Consider the following 24,656-nt stretch of genomic DNA (forward strand, 5'->3'; position numbering starts at 1 on the left):
AACTGTACCGTCCGGACGGTACAGTTTCAAACGAGATACTCTGAGCGGGTGAGCAGACCGTCGGCCTATCTTGATCATGCGGCTACCACCCCGATGTTGCCCGAGGCGATCGAGGCCATGACGGAGCAACTGAAACGGGTCGGAAATGCTTCCTCGCTGCACGCGGCGGGGCGGCAGGTGCGCAGGGTGGTCGAGGAGTCCCGCGAGACGATAGCCGACGCGCTCGGCGCCCGGCCCAGCGAGGTCGTGTTCACGTCCGGGGGCACCGAGGCCGACAACCTCGCCATCAAGGGTCTCTACTGGGCGCGCCGGCCGAGGCGGCGCGTGCTGATCAGCTCCGTCGAGCACCACGCCGCGCTCGACCCGGCCCACTGGCTGGCCGACAGCCAGGGCGCCGAGGTGGAGCTGCTGGAGGTCGACGAGTACGGCCGGGTCCATCCCGACACGTTGCGCGCCGCCATCGACCGCGACCCAGGCGACGTCGCCATGATCAGTGTCATGTGGGCCAACAACGAGGTCGGCACCATCCAGCCCGTGCACGTGCTGGCCGCCATCGCCCACGACCACGGCATCCCGTTCCACACCGATGCCGTGCAGGCGGTGGGGCAGCTGCCGGTGTCGTTCGCCGGCTCGGGGGCCGACGCCCTCACGCTGACCGGGCACAAGGTGGGGGGCCCGATGGGGGTCGGCGCGTTGCTGCTGGCCAGAGGGCTGACGCCGGTCTCCGTGCAACACGGCGGCGGCCAGGAGCGCGACGTGCGCTCGGGCACGCTCGACGCGCCCGCCATCGCCGGTCTCGCCGCCGCGGTCAGCACCGCGGTGAAGGAGCAGGAGGCGCTGGGCCGCCGTCTGACCGCGCTGCGCGACGACCTGATCCATCGCGTCCGCCAAGCCATCCCCGACGTGGTGCTGAACGGCGATCCCGACCTGCGGGGGGCAAGCCCCTCGCCCCAAGACCAGCTGGAAGGCCCTGGCCTGCCGGGGCCCGGTTTCCCGGCTGCGCGGGGGCGGCTGCCCGGCAACGCTCATTTCTCGTTCCCAGGGTGTGAGGGCGATGCGCTGCTCATGCTGCTCGACGCCAAGGGTGTGGAGTGCTCGACCGGTTCCGCGTGCTCGGCGGGGGTGGCGCAGCCGTCCCACGTGCTGCTCGCCATGGGGGCGGACGCGGCGGCGGCTCGTGGGTCGCTCAGGTTCACGCTGGGCCACACCTCGACGCAGGAGGACGTCGACCGCCTCATCGAGGTGCTGCCCGCCGCCGTCGAACGCGCCCGCCGAGCCGGCCTGAGCTGACTCGCCAGGCGCGCTCCCAGCCGACGGCCCCAGCCGGTCCGGCGGGGGCCGCGACGGCGGATGATCAGCTGACGAAGGGGGACACGGCGGTCCAGGCCGGGTCGGCGGCCACGTCGACCCGGGCGCGGCCTTCCCGCCAGCCCGCGACCAGCTCCTTGGCCGGGGTCGCGGCGTCACCGGCGGAGTCGGCGTAGACGTGGATGATCCGATGCCCCTCGGCGGTCAGATGCACCGCGAGCATCGCCTGGTCGCCCAGCTCCACCAGGCAGGCGGTCAGCCGCTCCTCGAAGTCACTCAACGCCGCTGTCGAGTCGCCGGTGGGCAGACCCTTGTCGTCGCGGTGGGCGTACGGGAGCGTGATGGCGATGTGCTGATCGAGCAGCGGATGGTCGACCGGGCGCAGCGGGTGGCGGGCCGCGGCGGCGAGCGGCGCGCCACCCGCGGTCTGACCTTCGAGCAGCACCCACTGCTCCTCCTCGAACCCGGAGGCCAGGTCGGCGACCACGGCGGGCAGGTGCACGGCGGCCACGGAGTCGATCGGCGGGAACGTGGCGGCCGTGATCTCGCCCACCCACCGCGCCACGTCGTCCTCGCCGAGCAGCCAGTCGAGGGCCAGCAGCGCGGTCTCCATCCTGGTCTCCTCGTCGAGCTCCCCGAAGATCGGATGGTACGCGGCCACGTCCACGCGCGACTGGTTCCTCGGGACGCGCAGCCCCAGCGCCAGCTTGTCCAGCGCGAAGTCGAACCCGCCCACGTCGATGGTGAGGTCCGTCGCCTGCGGGTTGGCCTGCCGCGACGGGTGGAACTCCCACAGCAGGTCGGCCGGCGGCGCCGCCTTGGCCCAGCGATGCGCGAGCGGGCGCAGCTCGGCGTCGCCCGCCGAGGTCACCACCAGGGCGTGCGCGGCGTTCCTGCCGGGCGCCAGCTCCCAGACCAGGCTGGGATGGAGCGCGGCGACGGCGGGGGCCAGCCACTCCTCCAGCCCGCCGGTCTCGCCCGCCGCCACCAGTGAGTCGAGCCGCGGCCTGGTCTCCTGCCACCACGCCCAGAAGCGCGCGATCTCCTCGTCCCGCCGCCTGCCGGTCTCTTCCTCGGCGTTCTTGCGCCCGAACAGTCGCATGCCGTGAATCCTTCCAGACTCCTCGCCGCTCAGCACACTCCCCGCCGGACAGTACGCTGGAAACACCATGGGACTGCGTGTGCTTGCCGCCATGTCGGGCGGCGTCGACTCTGCCGTGGCCGCCGCTCGGATCGCCGAGGCCGGTCACGACGTCACTGGTGTCCATCTCGCCCTGTCCGCCAACCCCCAATCCCACCGCACGGGCGCGCGGGGGTGCTGCACGATCGAGGACTCACGCGACGCGCGGCGGGCCGCGGACGTGATCGGCATCCCGTTCTACATCTGGGACATGGCCGAGCGTTTCCAGCGCGACGTGATCGAGGACTTCGTCGCCGAATACGCCGCGGGCCGCACGCCCAACCCGTGCCTGCGGTGCAACGAGAAGATCAAGTTCTCGGCGGTGCTCGACCGGGCGCTGGCCCTGGGCTTCGACGCGGTGGCCACGGGTCACCACGCGAGGCTCGTGGACGGCGTCCTGTCCAGGAGCGCCGACCAGGGCAAGGACCAGTCCTACGTGCTGGGCGTGCTCACCCGTGAGCAGCTCGGCCACGCGATCTTCCCGCTGGGTGACTCCACCAAGGCCGAGGTGCGCGAGGAGGCCGCCAGGCGCGGCCTGACCGTGGCCGACAAGCCCGACAGCCACGACATCTGCTTCATCGCCGACGGCGACACGCGTGGCTTCCTGGCCGGGCGCCTCGGCGCGGCCGAAGGTCCCATCGTCGACCAGAGCGGTGCCGTGGTGGGCAGCCACCAGGGGGCCCACGGGTTCACGGTGGGCCAGCGCAAGGGCCTGCACATCGACCGGCCCGCCACCGACGGCAGGCCGCGCTACGTGCTGTCGATCGAGCCGGTGTCCAACACGGTGACGGTCGGCCCGCGTTCGGCGCTGCAGGTGACCTCGATCACCTGCGGCCGCCCGGTCTGGAACGGGCCGTCCCGCTTCGACGACCTGACCGTGCAGCTACGGGCGCACGGCGAGGTCTACTCCTGCAGCTTCGAGGAGGAGGGCGGCGGGCTGCGCGTCGACCTCGACCGGCCGGCCACCGGCGTGGCCGCCGGGCAGGCGGCGGTCCTCTACTCGGGGTCCACCGTCATCGGTTCGGCAACCATCGTCTCCGCCGGCTGAGCGTCGCCGAGTCCCCGCTAGCCGAGCGTCACGGACTCGCCGATCCCGAGCCGGCGCATCTCGGCGTGCTGCTTGTCGGACTCCATCTTCAGCCAGTTGTCCACCAGGCTGAGCCCGAGGTCGTTGAGCAGGCCGTCATGGGTGGAGAACGCCTTGCGCGGCCGTACCGTACGCAGATATTCGACCATTTCCATGAGCTTCATCCACGGCGCGTTCGTCGGGACCAGCAGGGTCGGCACCGTCACGTCCGGGACGGTGAGCGCGTCGCCGGGGTAGAAGACCTCGTCCTCCACGAGAAAGCCGACGTTCTGGACGACGGGTGTGTCGGGGTGGTTCTTGGCGTGCCACTCCCCGAACACCTTCACCCCGAACCCGGCCGTGTCGAACGCGTCGCCGTGCCGCACCACCTGGACCTTGGCCGGCACACCGGTCAGCTCGGCGGCGACGCCCTCGCAGGTCCAGACCTCGAGGTCCGGCGAGGCGGCGGTGAGCCTGCCGACGTCCACGTGGTCGGCGTGCTGGTGGGTGATGAGCACCGCGTCCGCGCCGTCGAGGATCGGCCCCTCGGTGAACGTCCCCGGGTCGATGACCAGGACCTTGCCGTCCTTCTCCAAGCGTACGCACGCGTGGCCGTATTTCGTGAGCTTCATTCAGCAGAGCCTACGCTTGTGCCATGTCAACGTGGGAAGCCACCGGGATCGGCTCGCACCCGGGCGAGGATCATGTCGAAGCCATCAGGGTCGTGTTCGGTGAAGTGCCGGGACTGCCGTACCTTCCAGAGCTGCCGGCCAGGGGCGTCGGGGCCGACATGACCGGCAGGACCGCCGGGTTGCTCGTCGATCTCTCCGTCGAGGTGCAGCCCTCGGGGTGGCGGCTGAGCGACCGGCCGGGGCGCGATCACCAGCGGGCGGTCGATCATCTGCGGCGGGACCTCGACGGGCTCGAAGAGGTCGGGCACGACTACGCGGGCCCGCTGAAGCTGCAGGTGTGCGGGCCGTGGACGCTGGCCGGGGCGATCGAGCTGAAGCACGGGGACAAGATGCTCTCCGACGCGGGGGCCGTACGCGATCTGATCGCCTCGCTGGCGCAGGGGGTGGCCGATCACTGCGCCGAGGTACGGCGGCGGCTGCCCGGGGTGACCGAGATCGTGTTGCAGCTCGACGAGCCCGGGTTGCCCGGCGCGCTGGCCGGGACCGTGCCGACGGCCTCCGGGTTCGGACGGCTGGCCGCGGTGGAGGAGTGGCGGGTGGAGGAGTCGATGCGCTCGTTCGACGCGCCCGTGCTGCACTGTTGCGCGTCCTCGGTGCCCTTCGACGTTCTTCGCCGGGCCGGGGTCCGGGGGATCTCGGTGGACGCCTCCCGGCTGCGGCGGCGGGACGAGGACGCGCTGGGTGAGCTCGTCGAGGCGGGGATGGCGCTGTTCCTGGGCGTCGTGCCGGGGAGGGACGCGCGGTTGCCTGACGTGGGGATGGTGGCCGAACCCGCGGTGGCGCTCTGGCGGCGGCTCGGGTTCGCGCCGGACCGGCTGTCCGGGCAGGTCGTGCTGACGCCCGCCTGCGGGCTCGCCGGGGCGTCGCCCGGCTACGCGCGGGCCGCGCTGACCGCCTGCCGCAAGGCCGCCCAGGTGCTCAAGGACGATCCCGCGAAATGACGCTCTTATGCCGTACGACCAGGGAAGTCGCCCCAGTTGCCGGCCTGTTCTTGTCGGTGCTGGACGGTAGCGTTTGCAGTGGGTGTTGGATGGAAGGAGACCCCACGTGAGCGAGCGATCGACCGCATCAGCGGGCGGGCCGGACGCCGAGGTCGGGGGCGTGCCCGTGGCCGCGCTCAAGCGGCATGCCGAGCTGAGCGAGCTGGTTGAGGAGGCGCGCTGGCGCTACTACGTGCTCGACCAGCCGACGGTGAGCGACGCCCAGTTCGACGAGTGGTTCAAGGAACTGCTCGCGCTGGAGGAGGCCCACCCGGCGCTGCAGACGCCAGACTCGCCGACGCAGCAGGTCGGCGCGCCGGTCTCCGGCGACTTCGCCAAGGTCTCCCACCTGGCCAGGATGGAGAGCCTCGACAACGCCTTCCACGCCGAGGACATGGCGGGCTGGTATGCGCGGACCGAGCGGCTCGCCGAGGGCGACCCCGGCCCCTACCTGTGCGAGCTCAAGATCGACGGGCTGGCCATCGCGCTGATCTACCGCGACGGCAAGCTGGAGCGCGGCGCGACCAGGGGCGACGGGCGCACGGGCGACGACGTGACGCCCAACGTCCGCACGATCAGGGGCGTGCCGCACCGGCTCAAGGGAGACGACGTCCCGAGCCTGGTCGAGGTGCGCGGCGAGGTCTACATCGAGGTCGAGGACTTCAGGCGGCTCAACGAGCAGCTCGTCGAGCAGGGCCTGCCGCCCTTCGCCAACCCGCGCAACTTCGCGGCGGGCACGCTCAGGCAGAAGGATCCGCGCATCACGGCCCAGCGGCCCCTGCGGATGCTGGTGCACGGCGTCGGCGTCTGGGAGGGCGCGACCGAGCCGCGCACGCAGTCGCAGGTCTACGAGCGGCTGCGCGAGCTCGGGCTGCCGGTCAGCGATCTCTACAAGGTACTGCCGGGGCCCACCGAGATCAACGAGTACATCCAGCACTACGGCATCCACCGGCACGATCCCGCCTACGAGATCGACGGGGTCGTGGTGAAGATCGACGACTTCCGCACGCAGCGGGAGCTGGGCTCCACCTCGCGGGCGCCCCGGTGGGCGATCGCCTACAAATACCCGCCGGAAGAGGTCAACACCAAGCTCCTCGACGTCCAGGTGGGCATCGGCAGGACCGGGCGGGCCACGCCGTTCGCGGTGATGGAGCCCGTCGTGGTGTCCGGCTCGACCGTGCAGCGGGCCACGCTCCACAACGCCGCCATCGTGAAGAAGAAGGGCGTGCTGATCGGCGACACCGTGGTGCTGCGCAAGGCCGGTGACGTCATCCCCGAGATCGTCGGGCCGGTGACGGCGCTGCGCGACGGGTCCGAGCAGGAGTTCGTCATGCCCACGCACTGCCCGGAGTGCGGGACTGAGCTGGCGTACGAGCGGGAGGGCGACGCCGACCTGCGCTGCCCCAACGCCCGTGGTTGCCCGGCGCAGATCCGTGAGCGCGTCTACCACATCGCCGGCCGGACCGCGCTCGACATCGACGGGCTCGGCTACGTCGCGGCCACCGCGCTCACCCAGCCGGTGCCGTCGCAGCAGCCGGTCCTGCGCACCGAGGCGGACCTGTTCGACCTGACGCTGGAGCAGCTCATCCCCATCAGGTCGGTGGTCCGTGACCAGGACAACGGTCTGCCCAAGATCGACCCCAAGACCGGCGAGGAGAAGGTCGTCACCTTCTTCTCCAACGTCAGCGGTGAGCCCAGCCAAAACGCACTCCAGCTCATCGAGGAGCTGGAGAAGGCCAAGCAGGCCCCGCTCGCCCAGGTGCTGGTGGCCCTGTCGATCCGGCACGTCGGGCTGCCCACCGCACGCGACCTGGCCAAGGAGATGCGCTCGATCGAGACCGTCATGAACGCCTCGGAGGAGGAGCTGGTCGCGGTCGAGGGCATCGGGCCGCGGGTGGCGGCGACGATCAAGGAATGGTTCGAGGTCGACTGGCATCGGGAGATCATCGAGCGGTGGCGGGCCGCCGGGGTCCGGATGGAGGACGAGCCGGCGCCGGAGAAGGGGCCGCAGACCCTCGAAGGGCTGACGTTCGTGGTGACGGGGACGCTGGAGGGCTACACACGAGACTCGGCCTCGGACGCCCTGGCCGCCCGGGGCGGGAAGGTGGCCTCGTCGGTGTCGAAGAAGACGTCGTTCCTGGTGGCGGGGGAGAACGCGGGGTCGAAGTATGACAAGGCGGTCAGTCTCGGCGTGCCGGTTTTGGACGGGGCCGGCTTCGAGGTCCTGCTGAACGAAGGCCCGGAGGCGGCGGCGCAGGCGGCGGTCACTCCCGAGGCCTGACGCTCGCCCCGACGGTTCCGAGGCTGTCCCCCGGACGCTCCCATGAGTGACATGCGCGCCGAGAGTCCCCTGAGTTGAGGTCGCCCCGAGGGCTCCCGTGGGATGACGGTCGCCCCGAAGGTCCCAGGTCGGGGTTCGCTCCGAGGGTCCTGTGGGTTGACGGCGCCCTGGCGGTCCGGGTTGCCGTCCTATGGCGGGGTTGGGGCTCCGACTGGTGTGGCGGGTCTGGACGCGGGCGGCTGTGGTGGGGCGGGCCGCCGTTCCGCGGCCGGTGGTGATGGCTTACGCCTGGTGGGTGGCTGTTCGGTGGCTGAGGGGCGCCCTGGAAGGCCGCCTCCGCACGCATGGGTGAGCGGTTTGCTACATACGGTGGTTTTTGGGTATATGTCGGATAGGAGTATTACGGAACGTACGCGGTTGGTTTCGCGAAGTGGGGTGAAGGTCGTACCCTCCCATAGTGACCTAATGGGGGTTCTGTTACCGATGACTGACCCAACTGACACCCGCGACACAGGACCACGCGTCGGTACGCCTTTGTGGGCGTTTCTCGCGGGCGTCACCGTGATCGGCTTCACCGCTCTCGTCGTGGCCATGCTCCGGCTGGACGCGGGAGCGCTGGAGGAGTTCGCCCGCACCCCGTTGTTCTGGGTGCTGGCGGTGCTGGTGATCCTGGGCGAGCTGCGGCCCGTGATGGTGTCCTCCGCGACCGCGGTCGGCGGCACCTACCCGTCCACCATGTTCACCTTCGCCGTGTTACTGCACTTCGGGCTGCCGGTGGCGGTGTTGATGCAGGCCGTCGGCGTGGTGATCAACGGCGTGGTGACGCGTAAGTCGTGGCATCGGGTCATGTTCAACATCGCCCAGTCGACCCTCGCGCTGACCGCGGCGGCCGTGGTGCTGGGGGCGTTCGGGATCGTGCCGAGCTCCGCCGTTCCGTGGGTGCCCGGCGGGGATGATCTGCTCGCGATCGCGCTGGCCGGGGTCGCGTACTTCGCCACCAGGGCCACGCTCGTGTGCGGCGCGGTCGCGTTGCACGAGCGGCGCTCGATCACGCGCGTGCTGAAGGCCACGCTGGTTCCGCAGGGCCTGGTCTACGCCGGGCTGCTTGGCCTGGCGCCGTTGGTCGTCGTCGTCATGAGCCACTCGCCGGGCCTCGTGCCGCTCTTCGTCGCGCCCCTGGCCGCCGTCTACTTCACCGCCACGCTCTCCATGCGCCGTGACCACCAGGCCATGCACGACGAGCTGACCGGGCTGCCCAACCGCAAGATGCTCGTCGTCAGCACCGAGGAGGCCCTCGCCGAGGCCCGCCAGGACGAGCGGGTCGGGCTGTTCCTGCTTGACCTCGACCGGTTCAAGGAGGTCAACGACACGATGGGCCACCCGGTGGGCGACCGGTTGCTGCAGATGGTCGCGCACCGCCTCACCCATTCCGTACGGCCGGGCGACGTCGTGGCGCGGCTGGGCGGCGACGAGTTCGCCGTGCTGCTGCCCTCGATCAGGGACACCCACGCGGCCAGGGAGGTGGCCGCCAGGTTGCGGGCGGCGCTGACCGAGCCGGTGCGGCTGGAGGGCATGACCTTCGACGTGGACGGCTCCGTCGGGATAGCGCTCTACCCGGACCACGCGCCCGACTTCGAGCTGCTGTTGCAGCGCGCGGACGTGGCGATGTACCTGGCGAAGGAGGCGCGTACCGGGGTCGAGCTCTACCAGCCGGACAAGGACCGTAACTCGCCAGAACGCCTCAACCTGCTCGGCGAGTTGCGCCGCGCCATCGACAACCGCGAGCTGCGGCTGCACTACCAGCCCAAGGTCGGTCTCGGCACCGGCGCGGTCCACGGTGTGGAGGCCCTGCTGCGCTGGCGGCACCAGGTGCACGGGCCGATCGCGCCGTCTGACTTCGTGCCGCTGGCCGAGCAGTCCTACCTGATGCGGCAGCTCACGGCGTACGTCATCGACGCGGCGCTGGAGCAGGCCGCCCTCTGGTGGCACACCGGGCTCCGGGTGCAGATCTCGGTCAACATCTCCGCCCGCGACCTGCTCGACTCGGCGCTGCCTGAGCGGCTGGAGGTGGGCCTGGCCAAGTACGGCCTGCCGCCGGCGGCCATCCAGCTGGAGGTCACCGAGCGCATCCTGACGGGCGACCAGGCCTACACCCAGGAGACGATCAAGGCCCTGGCCACGCTGGGCGTCCCCCTGGCGCTCGACGACTTCGGCACCGGCTACTCCTCGCTGATCAGGCTCCAGGGCCTGGCGGTGTCCGAGGTGAAGATCGACGCCTCGTTCGTCCGCCGCATCGCCGAGTCGCAGGACGACGACCGGATCGTCCGCTCGATCGTCGACCTGGTCCGCTCGCTCGGCCTGCGTTCGGTCGCGGAGGGCGTGGAGTCTGACGAGGTGGCGATGCGGCTCGCCGAGATGGGCTGCGACATGGGACAGGGCTGGCTGTTCGGCGAGCCCATGTCGGCCGCCGACGTCACGGTCTGGCTCCGCGACCACTCAGGAACGGGCCCGGAGATCGAATACGACTACCGACCGGAAGTCAGTCGCTCAGCGTGAACAAGGCGATGCGCTGAACCTGTTCGCCACGGCGCTCACCGAGCACGTCGGCCCACCGGCGCCGTTCAGCTTTGCGAGCTGGGACGACGCGATCAAGCAGCTCTTCGCGATCAGCGCGGAGCGGCGTGAGCTCATGGTGATCGACGAGTTCCCCAACCTCAGCAAGGTCTCGCCCGCGCTGCCCTCCACCATCCAGCGGGAAATCGACCGGGCGGTCTTCAAGAACGCTCCGGTGTTCCTGCTGTTGTGCGGTTCTGCGATGTCTGTGATGGGCCGCTTGCTGGCGGGCAATGCCCCTTTGCGGGGGCGGGCATCGCTGGAACTTGTGGTGCGTCCGTTCGACTACCGGCTCGCCGCTCGGTACTGGAGCATCACGGACCCGCTGCTGGCTGTGCAGGCCCACGCCGTTGTGGGAGGAACCCCCGCGTACCTTCCCCTCGCGAACGGCGACGTGCCGGACGGTCTGGACGACTTCGACGACTGGGTGCGGCGAACGGCACTCAACCCCATCATCCCGCTGTTCAAGGAGGCTCGTTATCTCCTGAAGGAAGAGGCCGAGGTGCACGATTCGGCGATGTATCACTCGGTGCTGGCGGCGGTGGCCGCGGGCAACTGCACGCGGGGCGGGATCGCCGGGTATGTCGGCGTAAGGCGGCCGACATCGGTCACCACCTCAACGTCCTGGAGGATTCCTGTTTCCTGCGCAGGGAGCCCGACGTCTTTCGCTCATCGCGCTCGGTCTACCGTGTCTGCGAACCGCTGCTCAACTTCTACCACGCCGTGATGCGGCCACGCTGGGGGCTGCTGGAGAGCGGCAGAGCGGCGAACGTGTGGAAGGGGTCCAGGGCCAGGTTTCTTGATCAGGTGCTTGGGCCGCACTTCGAGGAGATGTGCCGTCAGTTCGTGCTGCTCTACGATGACTTCTTCGAGGAACTCCCCTGCGAGATCGGCGCCGGGGTCGTCGTTGATCCGGTTCGGCACGAGCAGATCCAGATCGATGTGGCGGTCTTCGCGCCCGCCATGCCTGGTGAGCGAAAGCGCGTTCTCTCGCTGGGCGAGGTGAAGTGGGGCAAGACCATGAGGCCGGGGCACGTCGCCCGGTTGAGGCGGGCCAGGGACCTGCTCGACGCCAAGGGATACGACGTCAGAGACACCGTGCTGGCCTGCTACAGCGGTGCGGGGTTCGACGGCGCGCTCGCGGGTGAGAGCGACGTGCGCCGGGTCGGGGTGGACGAACTCTACGGATGAGAGGAGGCGGGGCAGGGTGGCCAGTTCCGAGCGGGGTTAATGGTTCGGGGGCGCTTGGTCAAGCCCCCTAGGATGGCAGTGTCAAAACTCCATCCACGAAACGGGTTCAACGACTCATGTCCGCCATAACCCGCGACGAGGTCGCACACCTGGCCCGATTGTCCAGGCTGGCGCTCACGGACGACGAGCTCGACCACTACGCCACCCAGCTCGATACCATCATCGAGTCGGTCGCGAAGGTGTCCGAGGTCGCCGCCGAAGATGTGCCGCCTTCGTCGCACGCGCTTCCGCTGACCAATGTCTTCCGTGCCGACGAGGTGCGACAGTCCCTCACGCCCGAGCAGGCCCTCGTCGGCGCTCCCGCCGTCGAGGACGACCGCTTCAAGGTGCCGCGCATCCTCGGGGAGGAGGCATGAGTCTGATCCGCAAGACGGCTGCCGAGCTGGGCTCGATGATCGCCGACGGCGAGGTGTCGGCCGTCGAGGTGGCCGAGGCGCACCTGGGCCGGATGGGCGAGGTCGAGCCGAAGGTCAGGGCGTTCCTGCACGTCGATCACGAAACGACGATCGAGCAGGCGCGGGCCGTCGACACCAGGCTCAGGGCGGGCGAGAAGCTCGGGCCGCTGGCCGGGGTGCCGATCGCGCACAAGGACATCTTCAGCACGCATGACATGCCGACGACCGCCGCGTCCAAGATCCTTGAGGGCTGGCGGCCGCCGTACGACGCCACCGTCACCAAGCGGCTGCGCCAGGCCGGGCTCGTGATCCTGGGCAAGACGAACCTCGACGAGTTCGCCATGGGCTCCTCCACGGAAAACTCCGCCTTCCACCCGACCCACAACCCGTGGGACCTGTCGAGGGTGCCTGGCGGGTCGTCGGGTGGTTCGAGTGCCGCCGTGGCCGCGTACGAGGCGCCGCTGTCCACGGGCACCGACACGGGCGGATCGATCAGGCAGCCCGCTGCGGTGACCGGGATCGTGGGCATGAAGCCCACTTATGGTGGTTCGTCCCGTTATGGGGTCATCGCGTTCGCGAGCTCGCTGGACACGCCGGGCCCGTTCGCCCGCAACGTGCTCGACGCGGCGCTGCTGCACGAGGCGTTCTCCGGGTACGACCCGATGGACTCCACGTCGATCGACGCCCCCGTGCCGTCCGTGGTCGAGGCCGCCAGGAATGCCGACATCTCCGGCATGCGGATCGGCGTGGTCAAGGAGTTCGCCGGCGAGGGCTTCCAGCCCGGCGTCCTGACCCGCTACCACGAGGCCGTCCAGTTGCTGGAGTCGCTCGGGGCCAAGGTCGTCGAGGTCTCGTGCCCGTCGTTCACGATCGCGCTGCCGGCCTACTACCTGATCGCGCCGTCGGAGGCCTCGTCCAACCTGGCGCGCTTCGACGCCATGCGCTACGGCCTGCGCGTCGGCGACGACGGCACCCGCAGTGCCGAGGAGGTCATGGCGCTGACCAGGGCGGCCGGCTTCGGTCCCGAGGTCAAGCGGCGCATCATGCTCGGCACGTACGCGCTGTCGAGCGGCTACTACGACGCCTACTACGGCCAGGCGCAGAAGGTCCGCACGGTCATCTCCCGTGAGTTCGAGGCCGCCTACCAGCAGGTCGACGTGCTGGTGTCGCCGACCACGCCGACCACGGCGTTCCCGATCGGCGAGCGGATCGACGACCCGATGGCGATGTACCTCGCCGACCTGTGCACCATCCCGTCCAACCTGTCGGGCAACGCGGCCATGTCGGTGCCGTGCGGCCTGGCCGACGAGGACGGCCTGCCGGTGGGCCTGCAGATCATGGCCCCGGTGCTGGCCGACGACCGCTGCTACCGCGTCGGCGCGGCCGTGGAGCAGGCCCTGGAGAGCCGCTGGGGCGGCCCGTTGCTGAAGGAGGCCCCGTCGCTATGACCATGGTCTATGAGGAAGCGCTCGACCGGTTCGAGCCGGTGCTCGGACTGGAGACGCACGTCGAGCTGGGCACGAAGTCGAAGATGTTCTGCGGCTGCAAGACGACCTTCGGCGCCCCGCCCAACACGCAGGTCTGCCCGACCTGCCTGGCGTTCCCCGGGTCGCTGCCGGTGGCCAACACCATGGCCATCGAGTCGACGATCCGCATCGGCCTCGCGCTCAACTGCTCGATCGCCGACTGGTGCCGCTTCGCCCGGAAAAACTACTTTTATCCGGACATGCCGAAGAACTACCAGATCTCCCAGTACGACGAGCCGCTCTGCTTCGACGGCTACCTCGACATCGAGGTCGAAGGGCAGAGCGTGCGGATCGAGATCGAGCGGGTGCACCTGGAGGAGGACACCGGCAAGTCCACCCACGTGGGCGGCGCGACCGGGCGCATCCACGGGGCCGACTACTCGATCGTCGACTACAACCGCGCCGGCATCCCGCTGGTCGAGATCGTGACCAAGCCGATCCCGGGCACCGACAGGCTCGCGCCCGAGGTGGCCAAGGCCTACGTCACCGAGCTGCGCGAGATCATGCGCTCGCTGGGCGTGTCCGACGTGCGCATGGAGGAGGGGTCGCTGCGCTGCGACGTCAACGTGTCGCTGATGCCGCGCGGCGCGTCCGAATGGGGCACCCGTACGGAGACCAAGAACGTCAACTCCCTGCGCAGCGTCGAGCGGGCCGTGCGGAGCGAGATCGAGCGGCAGGCGGCCGTCCTGGCCGACGGCGGGAAGATCGTTCAGGAGACCAGGCACTTCCACGAGGACTCCGGCACCACCACGTCGGGCAGGTCCAAGGAGGAGGCGCAGGACTACCGCTACTTCCCCGAGCCCGACCTGGTGCCGATCGCACCGGAGGCGGCGTGGGTGGCCGAGCTGAAGGCGGCACTGCCCGAGCTGCCGTTGGCGCGCCGCAAGCGGCTGCAGGCCGAGTGGGGCGTGTCCGACCTGGACATGCAGGCCATGCACAACGCCGACGCGTTCGACCTGGTCGAGGCCACGGTCGCGGCGGGCGCACCGGCCGCGGACGCGCGCAAGTGGTGGATGGGCGAGCTGGCGCGGCGCGCCAACGAGACCGTCACCCCGCTCGCCGACCTGCCCATCACCCCGGCCCAGATCGCCAGGGTGACCGAGCTGGTGGCCTCGGGCGCGCTCAACGACAAGCTGGCGCGTGAGGTGCTCGAAGGCGTGCTGGGCGGCGAGGGCACGCCCGACGAGGTGGTCGAGCGGCGTGGGCTGCGGATCGTCAACGACGAGGGCGAGCTGTCGGCGATCGTCGACCAGGTGCTCGCGGACAACGCCGACGCGGCGGACAAGGTGCGGTCCGGCAAGATCGCGGCCGCCGGGGCCCTGGTGGGCGGCGTCATGCGGGCCAGCAAGGGCAAGGCCGACGCGGGCCGCGCCCGGCAGCTGATCCTGGAGAAGCTGGGCGTCTCGGAGTAGCGCGCGACGTCTGAGGGCCCCGTCCACTGAAGTGGCGGGGCCCTTTCGCGCACAGGGACCGAAGCACAGGGACCGAAGCACAGGGACCGAAGCACAGGGACCGAAGCACAGGGACCGAAGCACAGGGACCGAAGCGGGAGCGTGGGCCCTACCGCCGGGTCGCGAGCCTCCTGAACACGGGGACGAGCAGGGCGAGAGCGGCCAGAAGCAGCAGGACGACCGCTACCGGGCTGCGCACCAGTACGCTCACGTCACCCGCCCCGATGGCCAGCGCCCGCCGCAGCTGGATCTCCGCCATCGGTCCGAGGATCATGCCGATGACGGCCGGCGCGATCGGCAGGCCGAAGCGGCGCATGGCGTACCCCAGCAGGCCGAGCACGAACAGCACGAACAGGTCCACCACCGTGCCGTTCAACGCGTAGACGCCCAGTGCGGCGAACAGCACGATCCCGGCATAGAGGTACGGCCGCTGGATCCGCAGCACGCGGGCCCACAGGGGAGCCAGCGGCAGATTCAGCACCAGCAGCATCGTGTTGCCGATGAACAGCGACGCGATCATGCCCCATACCAGCGCCGGGTTGTGGTCGAACAGCTGCGGGCCGGGTTGCAGGCCGTACTGCTGGAAGGCGGCGAGCATGATCGCGGCCGTCGCCGACGTGGGCAGGCCCAGCGTGAGCAGCGGGACCAGGGTGCCGGCGGCCGAGGCGTTGTTGGCCGCCTCCGGCCCGGCGACGCCCTCGATGGCGCCCTTGCCGTACTCCTCCTTGGCCACGCCCTTGGCCAGGCGCTTCTCGGCGGCGTACGACAGGAAGGTGGGGATCTCGGCGCCGCCGCCGGGCAGCGCGCCGAACGGGAAGCCCAGCGCGGTGCCGCGCAGCCAGGGCGCCCAGGAGCGGCGCCAGTCCGCGCGGCCCATCCACGCGCGCCCCACCGGCACCACTTCCGGCGGGGTGTGGCGCAGCCGGGAGGCCACGTAGAGGGCTTCGCCGAGCGCGAAGAGGCCGACCGCGACGATCACCACGTCGATGCCGTCGAGCAGTTGCGGGATGCCGAGGGTCAGCCGCGCCTGCCCGGTCTGCTGGTCGATGCCGATGAGGCCGATCACCAGGCCGAGCCCCAGAGAGGCCAGGCCGCGCACGACCGAGCGGGACAACACGGACGACACGGCGGTGAACGCCAGGATCGCCAGCGCGAAGTAGTCCTCGGGTCCGAACGAGATCGCGAAGGCCACCACGGCTGGAGCCGCCACCACCAGCAGGGCCGTGGCCAGCGTGCCTGCCACGAACGAGCCGATCGCCGCGGTGGCCAGCGCCTGGGCCGCGCGGCCCCGCCTGGCCATCTTGTTGCCCTCCAGCGCGGTGATCATCGACGACGACTCACCCGGCGTGTTGAGCAGGATGGAGGTGGTCGAGCCGCCGTACATGCCGCCGTAGTAGATGCCCGCGAACATGATGAACGCGCTCGCCGGCGGCACTGTGAACGTGATCGGCAGCAGCAGCGCCACGGTCATGGCCGGGCCGATGCCGGGCAGGACGCCGACGAGCGTGCCGAGCGTGACGCCGACCAGCGCGTACAGGAGGTTGACCGGGGTGAGGGCGGCGGCGAAGCCGTCGATCAGGAGCTGGAACGACTCCACCTAGATCACTCCCTCCAGCGGCCCGCCCGGCAGCGACACACCGAGCCCCTTGACGAACAGCAGGTACGTCGCCACGCCCACGACCACCGCGACCAGCGCCGCGCGCCCCTTGCGCTCGGCCCCGAGCGCCACCGACAGGCCGAAGAACAGCAGGCTCGCGCCGATGATCCAGCCCAGCATGTTCAGGAGGGCCGCGAAGGCCAGGAAGATGCCGCTGACCAGGCCGATGCTGCGCCAGTCCGCGGGCGCGTCCGCGTCCACGTCCTCGCTCTGCTCCGGATCGCCGTGCCCGCCGCGTACGACGTCGACCACGTAACACAGGCCGACGATCAGCATGGCCCCGCCCACCAGCATGGGGAAGAACCGGGGACCGAGGCCGAGCTGGGAGGCCGCCGCGGATACGTCCAGCGTGCCGATCACGACGAACACACCCAGCCCCAGCACCACGATCGCCAGCCCGAGTTCGGGCCGCCACCATCGCGCCATCAGGAGACGAGCCCCATCTCGGCGATGATGGCCTTGACCCGGGTCTGCTCGGCGGTCAGGTAGGCGGCGAACTCCGGCCCGGTCTGGAACGAGTCGATCCAGCCGTTCTTGGCCACCGCGTCCTTCCACGGCTGCGCGTCGTGCATCTTGGTGACCAGGTCGGTCAACGTCTTCTTGTCGGCGTCGGAGATCCCGGCGGGGGCGACGAAGCCGCGCCAGTTGGCCAGCTCCACGGCCAGCCCGGCCTCCTTAAGCGTGGGCGCGTCCAGGTCGGGCAGCCGCTCGCCGGACGTCACGCCCAGGGCGCGCAGCTTGCCGGACCGCACGTGCTCCGCGAACTCGGCCACGCCCGAGATGCCCGCGCTGACCTTGTTGCCGAGCAGTTCGTTCAGCGCCTCGCCGCCGCCCGAGTGGGCGATGTAGTTGACCTGCTTGGGGTCCACGCCCGCGGCCTTGGCCATCAGCCCGGCCACGATGTGGTCGGTGCCGCCGGCCGAACCGCCCGAGATCGACACCTTCGCCGGGTCCGCCTTCCACGCCGTCACCATGTCGGCCAGCGTCTTGTACGGGGACTCGGCCGGGACCACGACGATCTCGTACTCCTCGGTCAGCTTGGCGATCGGCGTGGTCTCCGACAGCGTGACCTTCGACTTGTTCTGCTCGATGGCGCCCACCATGACCAGGCCCATGGTCATCAGCAGGTTGCCGTTGCCCTTCTCGCCGGCCAGTTGCGCCAGGCCGATCGTGCCGCCCGCACCGGGCACGTTGTACACCTCGACCTTGCGCTGCGGGTCGGCGGCCTTGAACGCCTGCTCCGCCGTACGGGAGGTCTGGTCCCAGCCGCCGCCGGGCGCGGCCGGCGCCATGATGCGCAAGGAGGAGCTCGCGGTGGTGCCCGACTGGCCGCAGCCGGTCAGCGCGCCGAGGGAGAGCGCCGCGAGGGCGGCGAATACGCGCAGACGCATGATCACTCCAGGGGGGTTTCACGGTTGTAGAACTGGCATGGTGAAGCTTCTTCCCACGGGCGTCGAGGCTTTGCGCGGTTGGCGTCATAGTGGTCGTATTGGTCGCGACCTGGCCGTGACCTGCGTTTGTTTGCATGTGAACCGTGCAAGCCTTCCGGCCAGAGGCGGCCTGACATGGATGCCCTCGCCTCGTTGCGGATCCGGCTCAGGGTGCGCGACGCCTCACTCGGGACCCAGCTGTTCGTGCTCCAGATGGTGATCGTGCTGCTCGCAGTTGGGGGCACGGGCGGCGTATGGGCCGGGCACACACGCAACCAGCTCGACTCCCTGCACCAGCAGCGGGCGCTCGCGATCGCCCAGTCGGTGGCCGGGCTCCCGCAGGTCCGCGACGCGTTCGAGCTGGCCAACCCGGAGACGGTGCTGCAGCCGCTGGCCATGAGCGTCCAGCAGGAGACCGGCGCCGACTACGTGGTGATCGCCAACGACCGGCAGAAGCGCTACGCCCACCCCAACGCCACGCTGATCGGCAAGCAACTGTCCACCGACGGCACGACCGTGCTCAGGACCGGCAGGAGCTGGGTTGGCACCGAAACCGGCACCATCGGCACCACCGTCAGGGGCAAGGCGCCCATCCGCGACGAATACGGCACCGTGATCGGCCTCGTCTCGGTCGGCGTGCTGCAGACCACGGTCACCGGCCAACTCGGCGCCGCGCTCCCGCCGCTGGTCTGGACGGCGCTGGCGGTGCTGCTCGCCGGGCTCGCGCTGGCCGCGCTGATCACCGCACGGGTGCGCAGGCAGACGTTCGGGCTGGAGCCGCGCGAGATCGCCGCGTTGCTCGAGCAGCGCGAGGGCGTGCTCCACGGCGTCAAGGAGGGCGTGCTCGCGCTCGACCTCGCCGGCCGGGTCACGCTGGTCAACGACGCCGCCCGCGAGCTGCTCGAAGACGTGTCCGTCGGCGCGGGGGAGGATCTGTCGCGGATGGCGGTGTCCGAGCGCATGCGCGACGTGCTCGGCGGCGCCGACCCGGGCGAGGACCGCGTCGTGCTGCACGGCGAGCGCGTGCTGGTGCTCAACCGCACCCCGGTCTCCGTACGCGGCCAGCACCGCGGCTGGGTCGTCACCCTGCGCGACCGCACCGAGCTGGTCCGGCTGGCCCGCGAGCTCGACGACACCAGTAGCGCGACCGAGGCGCTGCGGGCCCAGGCGCACGAGTTCGCCAACCGCATGCACACCGTCGTCGGCCTTCTGGAGCTGGGCGAGCACGACGCGGCGATCAGCTTCATCACCCGCACCACGCGCGGCACCTACGCCACCGACCTGCGCGAACGTGTCCAGGACCCCACGCTCGCCGCCCTCCTCCTGGCCAAGTCCGCCGAGGCGGCCGAGCGCGGCGCCGAGCTCGTGCTGTCGGAGGACTCCGCGGTGCCCGAGGGCCTGATCGGCGACCCGCAGGACGCGGTCCTCGTGGTCGGCAACCTGGTCGCCAACGCCATCGACGCGCTCGACGGGGCCGAGGGCACGATCGAGGTGTCGGTCCAGGCGGACGCCGGCGGCCTGCGGGTCCGCGTCGGCGACTCCGGTCCGGGCATCGCCCCTGATCTGGTGGACGAGGTGTTCAGGGAGGGCTTCACGACCAAGGCCGCCCATTCGGGGCCGCGCGGGCTCGGCCTGGCCCTCACCAGGCAGGCCTGCCTGCGCAGGGGCGGCTGGGTCCGCGTACGCAACTCCGGCGGCGCCGTCTTCACCGCCCTCCTCCCCGCGAAGGCCCCCGGCCTGCGAGGGAGTGCCGTCGCCTGGAGGAGCGGCGGGAGCGAAGCGACCAGAGCGGGGGAAGGCGGCGGCGTGAGGCGACCGAGCCCGCCTCACGGGGTGAGGCCATGAGCACGCGAGGGAGTGCCGTCGCCTGGAGGAGCGGCGGGAGCGGAGCGACCGGAGCGGGGGAAGGCGGCGGCGTGAGGCGACCGAGCCCGCCTCACGGGGTGAGGCCATGAACTCCTCCCCCATAAGAGTTCTGGTCGTCGACGACGACTTCATGGTGGCGCGGATTCACAGTGGATACGTGGCTCGCGTGCCGGGCTTTCGTGTCGTCTCGGTCGCGCACAACGGGGCCGACGCGCTCGCCACGGTGGCCGAGCTGCGGCCCGACCTCGTGCTCCTCGACATCTACCTGCCCGACATGTCCGGCCTGGAGGTGCTCAAGGCGCTCAACGACGTGGACGTGCTCATGATCAGCGCGGCCCGCGACGTGCCCACGGTCAAGGAGGCCATGCGCGGGGGCGCGGTCAACTACCTCATCAAGCCGTTCACCGCCGCCGCCCTCATCGAACGCCTCCAGCAGTACGCCGACACCCGCAGGCGCCTGACCGCCATCGGCCCCGAGGCCCGCCAGGACGACGTGGACCGCCTCTTCGGCAGCCCCAAGAGCGTCGCCCCCATGCCGAAAGGGTTGTCCGCGGCCACCTGCGCGCTGGTGGCCGATACCCTGCGAGAGGCGGGCCGCGATCTGTCGGCCGCCGAGGCCGCCGAGCTCGCCGGCCTGTCGCGGGTCAGCGCCCGCCGCTATCTCGAATACCTGTGCGTCGCGGGGCAGGCCGAACTCAGGCCGCGCTACGGGACGGCCGGCCGACCGGAACATCGCTACCGGTGGCTAGGTTGACACATTTCCGTAGCCATTTCCCGTGACATATGTGGATCGGCGTGCCTTACTGTTGCCTGAGACTTGGCTGCGGACCGGGAGGAGATTGAGGCGTGCGAAACGCCGGACCGATCGAATCACCGACCGACCCGTTCGCCTCGGTGCCCATGCCCACGTCGGCCGTCTCCAAGAAGCCGCGGATCGAAGGCCTGCCCCCGGGTGTGTCCAGGGACATCTTCGGCCCGCAGGACAGGCAGGAGTCCCGGCCGGCCCAGGCCCCGAGCGCTCAGGGCGGTCCTTCTGGCGGCGCGCTGCCGCCGGTGGCGCCACCGGCGCAGCCGTGGCCGATGGCCGGCAAGGAGCCGCCCGCCCCGGTGTTCGGCGCGCCGCCCCCGGCCGAACTGCAGCCGTCCTACGACGACTCCGAGCCGTCCAGGCGCCGCCGGCTGCTGCCGGGCCTGCTCACGGTCGTGGTGTTGCTGGCGGCTCTGGCGTACGTCGTGCCCGCCGTCGTCATGTCGGGCTCCGTGCTGCGCGGCACCCACGTGGGCGGCGTCGACATCGGCGGCCTCACCGTGACCCAGGCGGCCGACAAGCTCCGCACCGAGCTGGCCACCAGACTCAGCAGGCCGGTCGTGGTCGAGATCGGCGCCACGAAGGAGACCATCCAGGTCGACGAGGCCGGGCTGGAGCTCGACGTGGTCGGCACGATCGGGCAGGCGCCGAGCGGGTTCCCCAGCCCGCAGGAGGTGTGGCGGGGCCTGACCGGCACGACCGAGCTCGAGCCCAGGGTCACCGTCGACGCCTCGCAGCTCACCAGGACCGTCGAGGGCCTGGCGGAGGCCGCGGACAAGCAGTCCCACGAGGGCCGGGTGTTCTTCGAGGGCCTGACGCCCAAGGCCCGCCAGCCGGAGGACGGCGTGCTGCTCGACCGGGACGACGCCGTACGCAGGATCGGCGACGCCTTCCTCAGCGGGGGCGGCACGGTGGCGCTCACGATCCGGCCGGCCAAGCCCGTCACCACGCCCGAGGCCGTCCAGGACGCCCTGACCAAGGCGCGCGCGGCCGTCGCCGGGCCCATCACGCTGACTCTCGACGACAAGCAGGTGCAGATACCGCCCGCCATGATCGCGGCGCACCTCACGTACAACTCCAGCGGCGACGGCGGGCTGGTGCCCCAGTTCGACGCCAAGGCCGTGCTGGCGAACGTGGAGAGCAGCCTGGTCGACGCCACGCAGCAGCCGCGCGACGCCACGTACGAGATCGTCGGCGGTGAGCCGGTGCTGGTGTCCTCGCGCACCGGGCGGGGCGTGAACGACAAGCTGCTGGCCAGGGACGCCGAGAAGGTCTTCGACACCGGCGGTGCCAGGACGATCCCCGTGCGGCTCGGCACCGTCGAGCCGGTCGTCACCACCGCACAGGTACGCGGCCTCGGCATCAAGGAGCTCGTCAGCACGTTCACCACGCGGTTCGACTGCTGTCAGCCGCGCGTGACCAACATCAAGCGCATGGCCCAGGAGCTCGACGGCCACCTGGTGAAGCCGGGGGAGACGTTCTCCATCAACGACGTCGTGGGCGAGCGCACGGTCGAGGACGGCTACGTCGAGGCCGGGCAGATCGTCGGCGGCCGGATGGTGAACATCGTCGGCGGCGGCGACGCCCAGTTCGCCACGGCGATGTACAACGCGGCATTCTTCGCCGGGTTCGACGACATCGAGCACAAGCCGATGGACTTCTACGCCCCCCGCTACCCGGCCGGCCGGGACGTCTCGCTGCTCTATCCGAACCTGGATCTGAAGTGGCGCAACGACTCCGACAACGGTGTGCTGGTCAAGACCGCCTTCACCGACACGTCGGTCACGGTCGCGCTGTGGGGCGTCAAGCGCTACGACGAGATCCAGGCGGTCGAGTCGGAGCGGCGGAGCTTCACGCCGTTCCGCAGCGAGACCAGCTCCGCGCCCGACTGCCTGCCCACGACCGGCCAGCAGGGCTTCACGATCGACGTCACCCGCGTGTTCTTCCAGGACGGCGAGGTCGCCAAGCGGGACAAGAAGCTGACCACGAAATACCGGCCGCAGACGCAGGTGACCTGCACCGCTACGCCAGGCTGACAGAGATGATCCGGTCGTCACCGGCGCCCGGATCCCCTCGTCCGTCCTTGTTGCTGGTGCCCACCCAGAGCGCGCCGCCGGGGGTCCTGGTGACCGCGCGGAGCCTGCCGTACCTGTCGGGGAAGCGGGCGACGGGCTTGCCCGCCGAGCCGTCCCGGCCGAGCGGGACCTGCCACAGGCGCTCGCCGCGCAGCGCGCCGACCCACAGGGAGCCGTTCGCGTACGCCATGCCGGACGGCGACGCCTCGGCCGTCGTCCAGGTGACGATCGGGTTCTCGAAGCGGTCGTCGTCGCCGCGGCCCTCGACCTCGGGCCAGCCGTAGTTGGCGCCCGGCTTGATCAGGTTGACCTCGTCGTAGGCGTCGGCGCCGAACTCGGAGGCGTACAGGCGGCCGGAGTCGTCCCAGGCCAGGCCCTGTACGTTGCGGTGGCCGTAGCTGTAGACCAGCGTGCCGAACGGGTTGCCCGGCGCAGGCGCGCCGTCCACGGTCATGCGCAGGATCTTGCCGCCGAGCGAGTCGCGCCGCTGGGCAAGGTCGCGGTCGCCGGTCTCGCCGGTGGTCGCGTACAGGTAGCCGTCGGGGCCGAACTCGAGCCGGCCGCCGTTGTGGATGGCGGCCTTGGGGATGCCTTGGACCAGGATTCTCCGGTCGCTGAGTCCGCTGTCGCCGAGCGTGTAGCGGACGATCCGGTTGTCCTGTTCCGCGGTGAAGTAAAGGAATATGTGCTCACCTTTTGCGGCCACTCCCATCAGGCCGCCCTCGCCGTCCGGTCGTACCCCCTCGATCGTCGCGAGTTCCGACACGTCGCCGGACTGGCTGACGCGCAGCAGCCTGGCCGAGTCCCGCTCGGTCACCAGCGCGTCGGAGTCCGCTCCGCCGGGCAGGAACTCGATCGCCCACGGCACGGCCAGTCCGGTCGCCACGTCCTCCGGCTCGCCGGGCGCTGCGGCGTCCACCACGGCGGCGGTCGGCACGACCTGCTCTCCGGCGCTGGAGCAGGCGGTGAGCGCGGCCAGTAGCATGATCGTCCAGAGCTTCCTCATGTGTTCCATACTTCCCCCGGAGTCGTAAGGTTCTCCGCATGAAGACCTGGGTTCCGTCCGATTCGGTGGCTGATGTACTGTCCGACCTTCCGGGGGTGGAATGTGCCATCTATGACGGCACGTCCCCGATGCCGGAGGGGATCGAGGAGGTGGAGGTCTGGATCCCGCCGCTCATCACCGTGCCCGACGTGCCGGGGACACTGGCCAGGATGAGCTCCTTGCGGCTGGTGCAGACGGTGACCGCGGGCGTGGAGCCGTACCGGCCGCACATGCCCGAGGGCGCGGTGCTGTGCAACGCGCGCGGCGTCCACGACGCCGGCACCGCCGAGTGGGCGGTCGGCGCGATGATCGCGGTGCTCAGGGACTTCCCCGGGTTCGTGGACGCGCAGCGCAGGGGCGAGTGGACCTACCACCACACCGGTGTCCTCGCCGACTCGACCGTCCTCATCGTCGGGTACGGCTCCATCGGCGCCGCGCTCGAACGCCGGCTCGACGGGTTCGAGGTCGAGGTCGTACGCGTGGCCAGGAGCCCCCGCGAGGGCGTCCACGGCATGGACGAGCTGCCCGCCCTGCTGCCCCAGGCGGACGTCGTGGTCCTGCTCGTGCCCGCCACCCCCCACACGACCGGGATGGTCGACGCCGCGTTCCTCGGCCGGATGAAGAGCGGCGCCGTCCTCGTCAACGCCGCCAGGGGCGGGGTCGTCGACACCGACGCCCTGCTCGCGGAGCTGAAGAACGGCAGGCTGCGCGCCGCGCTCGACGTGACCGCCCCCGAGCCGCTGCCCGAGGGCCACCCCCTCTGGAGCGCTCCGGGGTTGCTGATCACCCCGCACGTCGCGGGCAGCACCCCCGCGTCCGGCCGCCGCATGCTGCGGCTGATGCGCTCCCAGCTGCGGCGCTACCTCGCTGGTGAGGAGTTGACCAACATCATCACCGAGTCGTACTGAGAGGATTCCGGACCGTGGCTGGTCCGTGACCTCCGGTGCGTACGGTTACGTTCGCAGGGAGTTCCTGACTCACTGTCAAGGAATTCTTGGCGGCAATTGGTCTGTGTGGTTATCAGATCGGTGA

The 24,656-nt window shown here is 70.5% G+C and carries 20 protein-coding genes; 14 read left to right on the top strand and 6 right to left on the bottom strand.

Annotated features, from left to right (window positions below; translation table 11 throughout):
• Window positions 1–48 precede the first annotated feature (48 nt).
• Entirely contained in the window at window positions 49–1,290 is a 1,242-nt protein-coding gene (locus ITP53_RS12105) for a cysteine desulfurase family protein (protein WP_328814377.1), read from the top strand.
• Between the two features lie 64 nt (window positions 1,291–1,354).
• Here ITP53_RS12105 and ITP53_RS12110 read toward each other — a convergent pair whose 3' ends face one another.
• Complete coding sequence (locus ITP53_RS12110) at window positions 1,355–2,410, bottom strand: DUF695 domain-containing protein (protein ID WP_195895447.1); 1,056 nt, start codon at window positions 2,408–2,410, stop codon at window positions 1,355–1,357.
• Between the two features lie 67 nt (window positions 2,411–2,477).
• Here ITP53_RS12110 and mnmA point away from each other — a divergent pair, with 67 nt between their 5' ends.
• Entirely contained in the window at window positions 2,478–3,536 is a 1,059-nt protein-coding gene (gene mnmA / locus ITP53_RS12115; protein WP_195895448.1) for a tRNA 2-thiouridine(34) synthase MnmA, read from the top strand.
• A 17-nt stretch (window positions 3,537–3,553) separates the two neighbouring features.
• On the opposite strand, the gene ITP53_RS12120 is transcribed toward mnmA, so the two are convergent.
• Window positions 3,554–4,186 (bottom strand): MBL fold metallo-hydrolase, encoded by a 633-nt coding sequence (locus ITP53_RS12120; protein WP_195895449.1) that lies wholly within the window; start codon window positions 4,184–4,186, stop codon window positions 3,554–3,556.
• Window positions 4,187–4,209: 23 nt separating this feature from the next.
• On the opposite strand from ITP53_RS12120, the gene ITP53_RS12125 reads away from it, so the two are divergent.
• The 8 genes from ITP53_RS12125 (at window position 4,210) to gatB (ending at window position 14,704) form a co-directional block, all read left to right on the top strand.
• Complete coding sequence (locus ITP53_RS12125; protein ID WP_195895450.1) at window positions 4,210–5,187, top strand: methionine synthase; 978 nt, start codon at window positions 4,210–4,212, stop codon at window positions 5,185–5,187.
• Window positions 5,188–5,293: 106 nt separating this feature from the next.
• Window positions 5,294–7,507 carry an NAD-dependent DNA ligase LigA gene (gene ligA / locus ITP53_RS12130; protein ID WP_195895451.1) on the top strand — a complete coding sequence of 738 codons (2,214 nt, stop codon included), beginning with the start codon at window positions 5,294–5,296 and terminating at the stop codon, window positions 7,505–7,507.
• A 483-nt stretch (window positions 7,508–7,990) separates the two neighbouring features.
• Complete coding sequence (locus tag ITP53_RS12135) at window positions 7,991–10,063, top strand: putative bifunctional diguanylate cyclase/phosphodiesterase (protein WP_195895452.1); 2,073 nt, start codon at window positions 7,991–7,993, stop codon at window positions 10,061–10,063.
• A gap of 133 nt (window positions 10,064–10,196) precedes the next feature.
• The gene (locus ITP53_RS12140; protein ID WP_195895453.1) at window positions 10,197–10,847 is read left to right on the top strand and encodes an AAA family ATPase; all 651 of its coding nucleotides are present in this window, start codon (window positions 10,197–10,199) and stop codon (window positions 10,845–10,847) included.
• Window positions 10,847–11,311 (top strand): hypothetical protein, encoded by a 465-nt coding sequence (locus ITP53_RS12145; RefSeq protein ID WP_195895454.1) that lies wholly within the window; start codon window positions 10,847–10,849, stop codon window positions 11,309–11,311. The genes ITP53_RS12140 and ITP53_RS12145 overlap by 1 nt, the downstream gene beginning before the upstream one ends.
• Window positions 11,312–11,427: 116 nt before the next feature.
• Window positions 11,428–11,727, top strand: a complete 300-nt coding sequence (gene gatC / locus ITP53_RS12150) for an Asp-tRNA(Asn)/Glu-tRNA(Gln) amidotransferase subunit GatC (RefSeq protein ID WP_195895455.1) — start codon at window positions 11,428–11,430, stop codon at window positions 11,725–11,727.
• Window positions 11,724–13,214 (top strand): Asp-tRNA(Asn)/Glu-tRNA(Gln) amidotransferase subunit GatA, encoded by a 1,491-nt coding sequence (gene gatA / locus ITP53_RS12155; protein ID WP_195895456.1) that lies wholly within the window; start codon window positions 11,724–11,726, stop codon window positions 13,212–13,214. The genes gatC and gatA overlap by 4 nt, the downstream gene beginning before the upstream one ends.
• 2 nt (window positions 13,215–13,216) lie before the next feature.
• Window positions 13,217–14,704: an Asp-tRNA(Asn)/Glu-tRNA(Gln) amidotransferase subunit GatB gene (gene gatB / locus ITP53_RS12160; RefSeq protein ID WP_195895485.1), complete on the top strand. Its 1,488-nt coding sequence runs from the start codon at window positions 13,217–13,219 to the stop codon at window positions 14,702–14,704.
• A 148-nt stretch (window positions 14,705–14,852) separates the two neighbouring features.
• Here gatB and ITP53_RS12165 read toward each other — a convergent pair whose 3' ends face one another.
• The 3 genes from ITP53_RS12165 to ITP53_RS12175 are packed head-to-tail and all read right to left on the bottom strand — an operon-like array spanning window position 14,853 to window position 17,791.
• Window positions 14,853–16,340, bottom strand: coding sequence for a tripartite tricarboxylate transporter permease (locus ITP53_RS12165; RefSeq protein WP_195895457.1), 1,488 nt, complete (start codon window positions 16,338–16,340; stop codon window positions 14,853–14,855).
• Window positions 16,341–16,826: a tripartite tricarboxylate transporter TctB family protein gene (locus ITP53_RS12170; protein ID WP_195895458.1), complete on the bottom strand. Its 486-nt coding sequence runs from the start codon at window positions 16,824–16,826 to the stop codon at window positions 16,341–16,343.
• Window positions 16,826–17,791, bottom strand: a complete 966-nt coding sequence (locus ITP53_RS12175) for a Bug family tripartite tricarboxylate transporter substrate binding protein (protein ID WP_195895459.1) — start codon at window positions 17,789–17,791, stop codon at window positions 16,826–16,828. Before ITP53_RS12175 ends, ITP53_RS12170 begins: the two co-directional genes overlap by 1 nt.
• Before the next feature lie 174 nt (window positions 17,792–17,965).
• Between ITP53_RS12175 and ITP53_RS12180 the strand changes: the two genes are divergently transcribed.
• The 3 genes from ITP53_RS12180 to ITP53_RS12190 all read left to right on the top strand — a co-directional run bounded on the left by ITP53_RS12180 (window position 17,966) and on the right by ITP53_RS12190 (window position 22,540).
• Window positions 17,966–19,675 carry an ATP-binding protein gene (locus ITP53_RS12180; RefSeq protein WP_236050741.1) on the top strand — a complete coding sequence of 570 codons (1,710 nt, stop codon included), beginning with the start codon at window positions 17,966–17,968 and terminating at the stop codon, window positions 19,673–19,675.
• A gap of 106 nt (window positions 19,676–19,781) precedes the next feature.
• Window positions 19,782–20,450, top strand: coding sequence for a response regulator (locus tag ITP53_RS12185; RefSeq protein ID WP_195895460.1), 669 nt, complete (start codon window positions 19,782–19,784; stop codon window positions 20,448–20,450).
• A gap of 92 nt (window positions 20,451–20,542) precedes the next feature.
• Window positions 20,543–22,540 (top strand): VanW family protein, encoded by a 1,998-nt coding sequence (locus tag ITP53_RS12190; protein WP_195895461.1) that lies wholly within the window; start codon window positions 20,543–20,545, stop codon window positions 22,538–22,540.
• Here the strand turns inward: ITP53_RS12190 and ITP53_RS12195 are convergent.
• Window positions 22,527–23,594, bottom strand: a complete 1,068-nt coding sequence (locus tag ITP53_RS12195; protein ID WP_407941226.1) for a PQQ-dependent sugar dehydrogenase — start codon at window positions 23,592–23,594, stop codon at window positions 22,527–22,529. The genes ITP53_RS12190 and ITP53_RS12195 overlap by 14 nt on opposite strands.
• A 29-nt stretch (window positions 23,595–23,623) precedes the next feature.
• Between ITP53_RS12195 and ITP53_RS12200 the strand changes: the two genes are divergently transcribed.
• On the top strand, window positions 23,624–24,532 hold the full coding sequence (locus tag ITP53_RS12200; protein ID WP_195895463.1) for a 2-hydroxyacid dehydrogenase: 909 nt from the start codon (window positions 23,624–23,626) through the stop codon (window positions 24,530–24,532).
• The last annotated feature ends 124 nt before the right edge of the window (window positions 24,533–24,656 follow it).

This window comes from Nonomuraea cypriaca (genome assembly GCF_015645445.1).
GTDB lineage: Bacteria > Actinomycetota > Actinomycetes > Streptosporangiales > Streptosporangiaceae > Nonomuraea > Nonomuraea cypriaca.

Coding starts and splice junctions, on each gene's coding strand:
- ITP53_RS12200 (WP_195895463.1), top strand. CDS start 23,624: ATGAAGACCTGGGTTCCGTCCGATTCGGTGGCTGATGTACTGTCCGAC.
- gatB (WP_195895485.1), top strand. CDS start 13,217: ATGGTCTATGAGGAAGCGCTCGACCGGTTCGAGCCGGTGCTCGGACTG.
- ITP53_RS12145 (WP_195895454.1), top strand. CDS start 10,847: ATGCGGCCACGCTGGGGGCTGCTGGAGAGCGGCAGAGCGGCGAACGTG.
- ITP53_RS12135 (WP_195895452.1), top strand. CDS start 7,991: ATGACTGACCCAACTGACACCCGCGACACAGGACCACGCGTCGGTACG.
- ITP53_RS12175 (WP_195895459.1), bottom strand. CDS start 17,791: ATGCGTCTGCGCGTATTCGCCGCCCTCGCGGCGCTCTCCCTCGGCGCG.
- ITP53_RS12125 (WP_195895450.1), top strand. CDS start 4,210: ATGTCAACGTGGGAAGCCACCGGGATCGGCTCGCACCCGGGCGAGGAT.
- ITP53_RS12185 (WP_195895460.1), top strand. CDS start 19,782: ATGAACTCCTCCCCCATAAGAGTTCTGGTCGTCGACGACGACTTCATG.
- ITP53_RS12110 (WP_195895447.1), bottom strand. CDS start 2,410: ATGCGACTGTTCGGGCGCAAGAACGCCGAGGAAGAGACCGGCAGGCGG.
- ITP53_RS12170 (WP_195895458.1), bottom strand. CDS start 16,826: ATGGCGCGATGGTGGCGGCCCGAACTCGGGCTGGCGATCGTGGTGCTG.
- ITP53_RS12180 (WP_236050741.1), top strand. CDS start 17,966: ATGGATGCCCTCGCCTCGTTGCGGATCCGGCTCAGGGTGCGCGACGCC.
- ITP53_RS12195 (WP_407941226.1), bottom strand. CDS start 23,594: ATGGAACACATGAGGAAGCTCTGGACGATCATGCTACTGGCCGCGCTC.
- gatC (WP_195895455.1), top strand. CDS start 11,428: ATGTCCGCCATAACCCGCGACGAGGTCGCACACCTGGCCCGATTGTCC.
- ITP53_RS12120 (WP_195895449.1), bottom strand. CDS start 4,186: ATGAAGCTCACGAAATACGGCCACGCGTGCGTACGCTTGGAGAAGGAC.
- ITP53_RS12140 (WP_195895453.1), top strand. CDS start 10,197: ATGGTGATCGACGAGTTCCCCAACCTCAGCAAGGTCTCGCCCGCGCTG.
- gatA (WP_195895456.1), top strand. CDS start 11,724: ATGAGTCTGATCCGCAAGACGGCTGCCGAGCTGGGCTCGATGATCGCC.
- mnmA (WP_195895448.1), top strand. CDS start 2,478: ATGGGACTGCGTGTGCTTGCCGCCATGTCGGGCGGCGTCGACTCTGCC.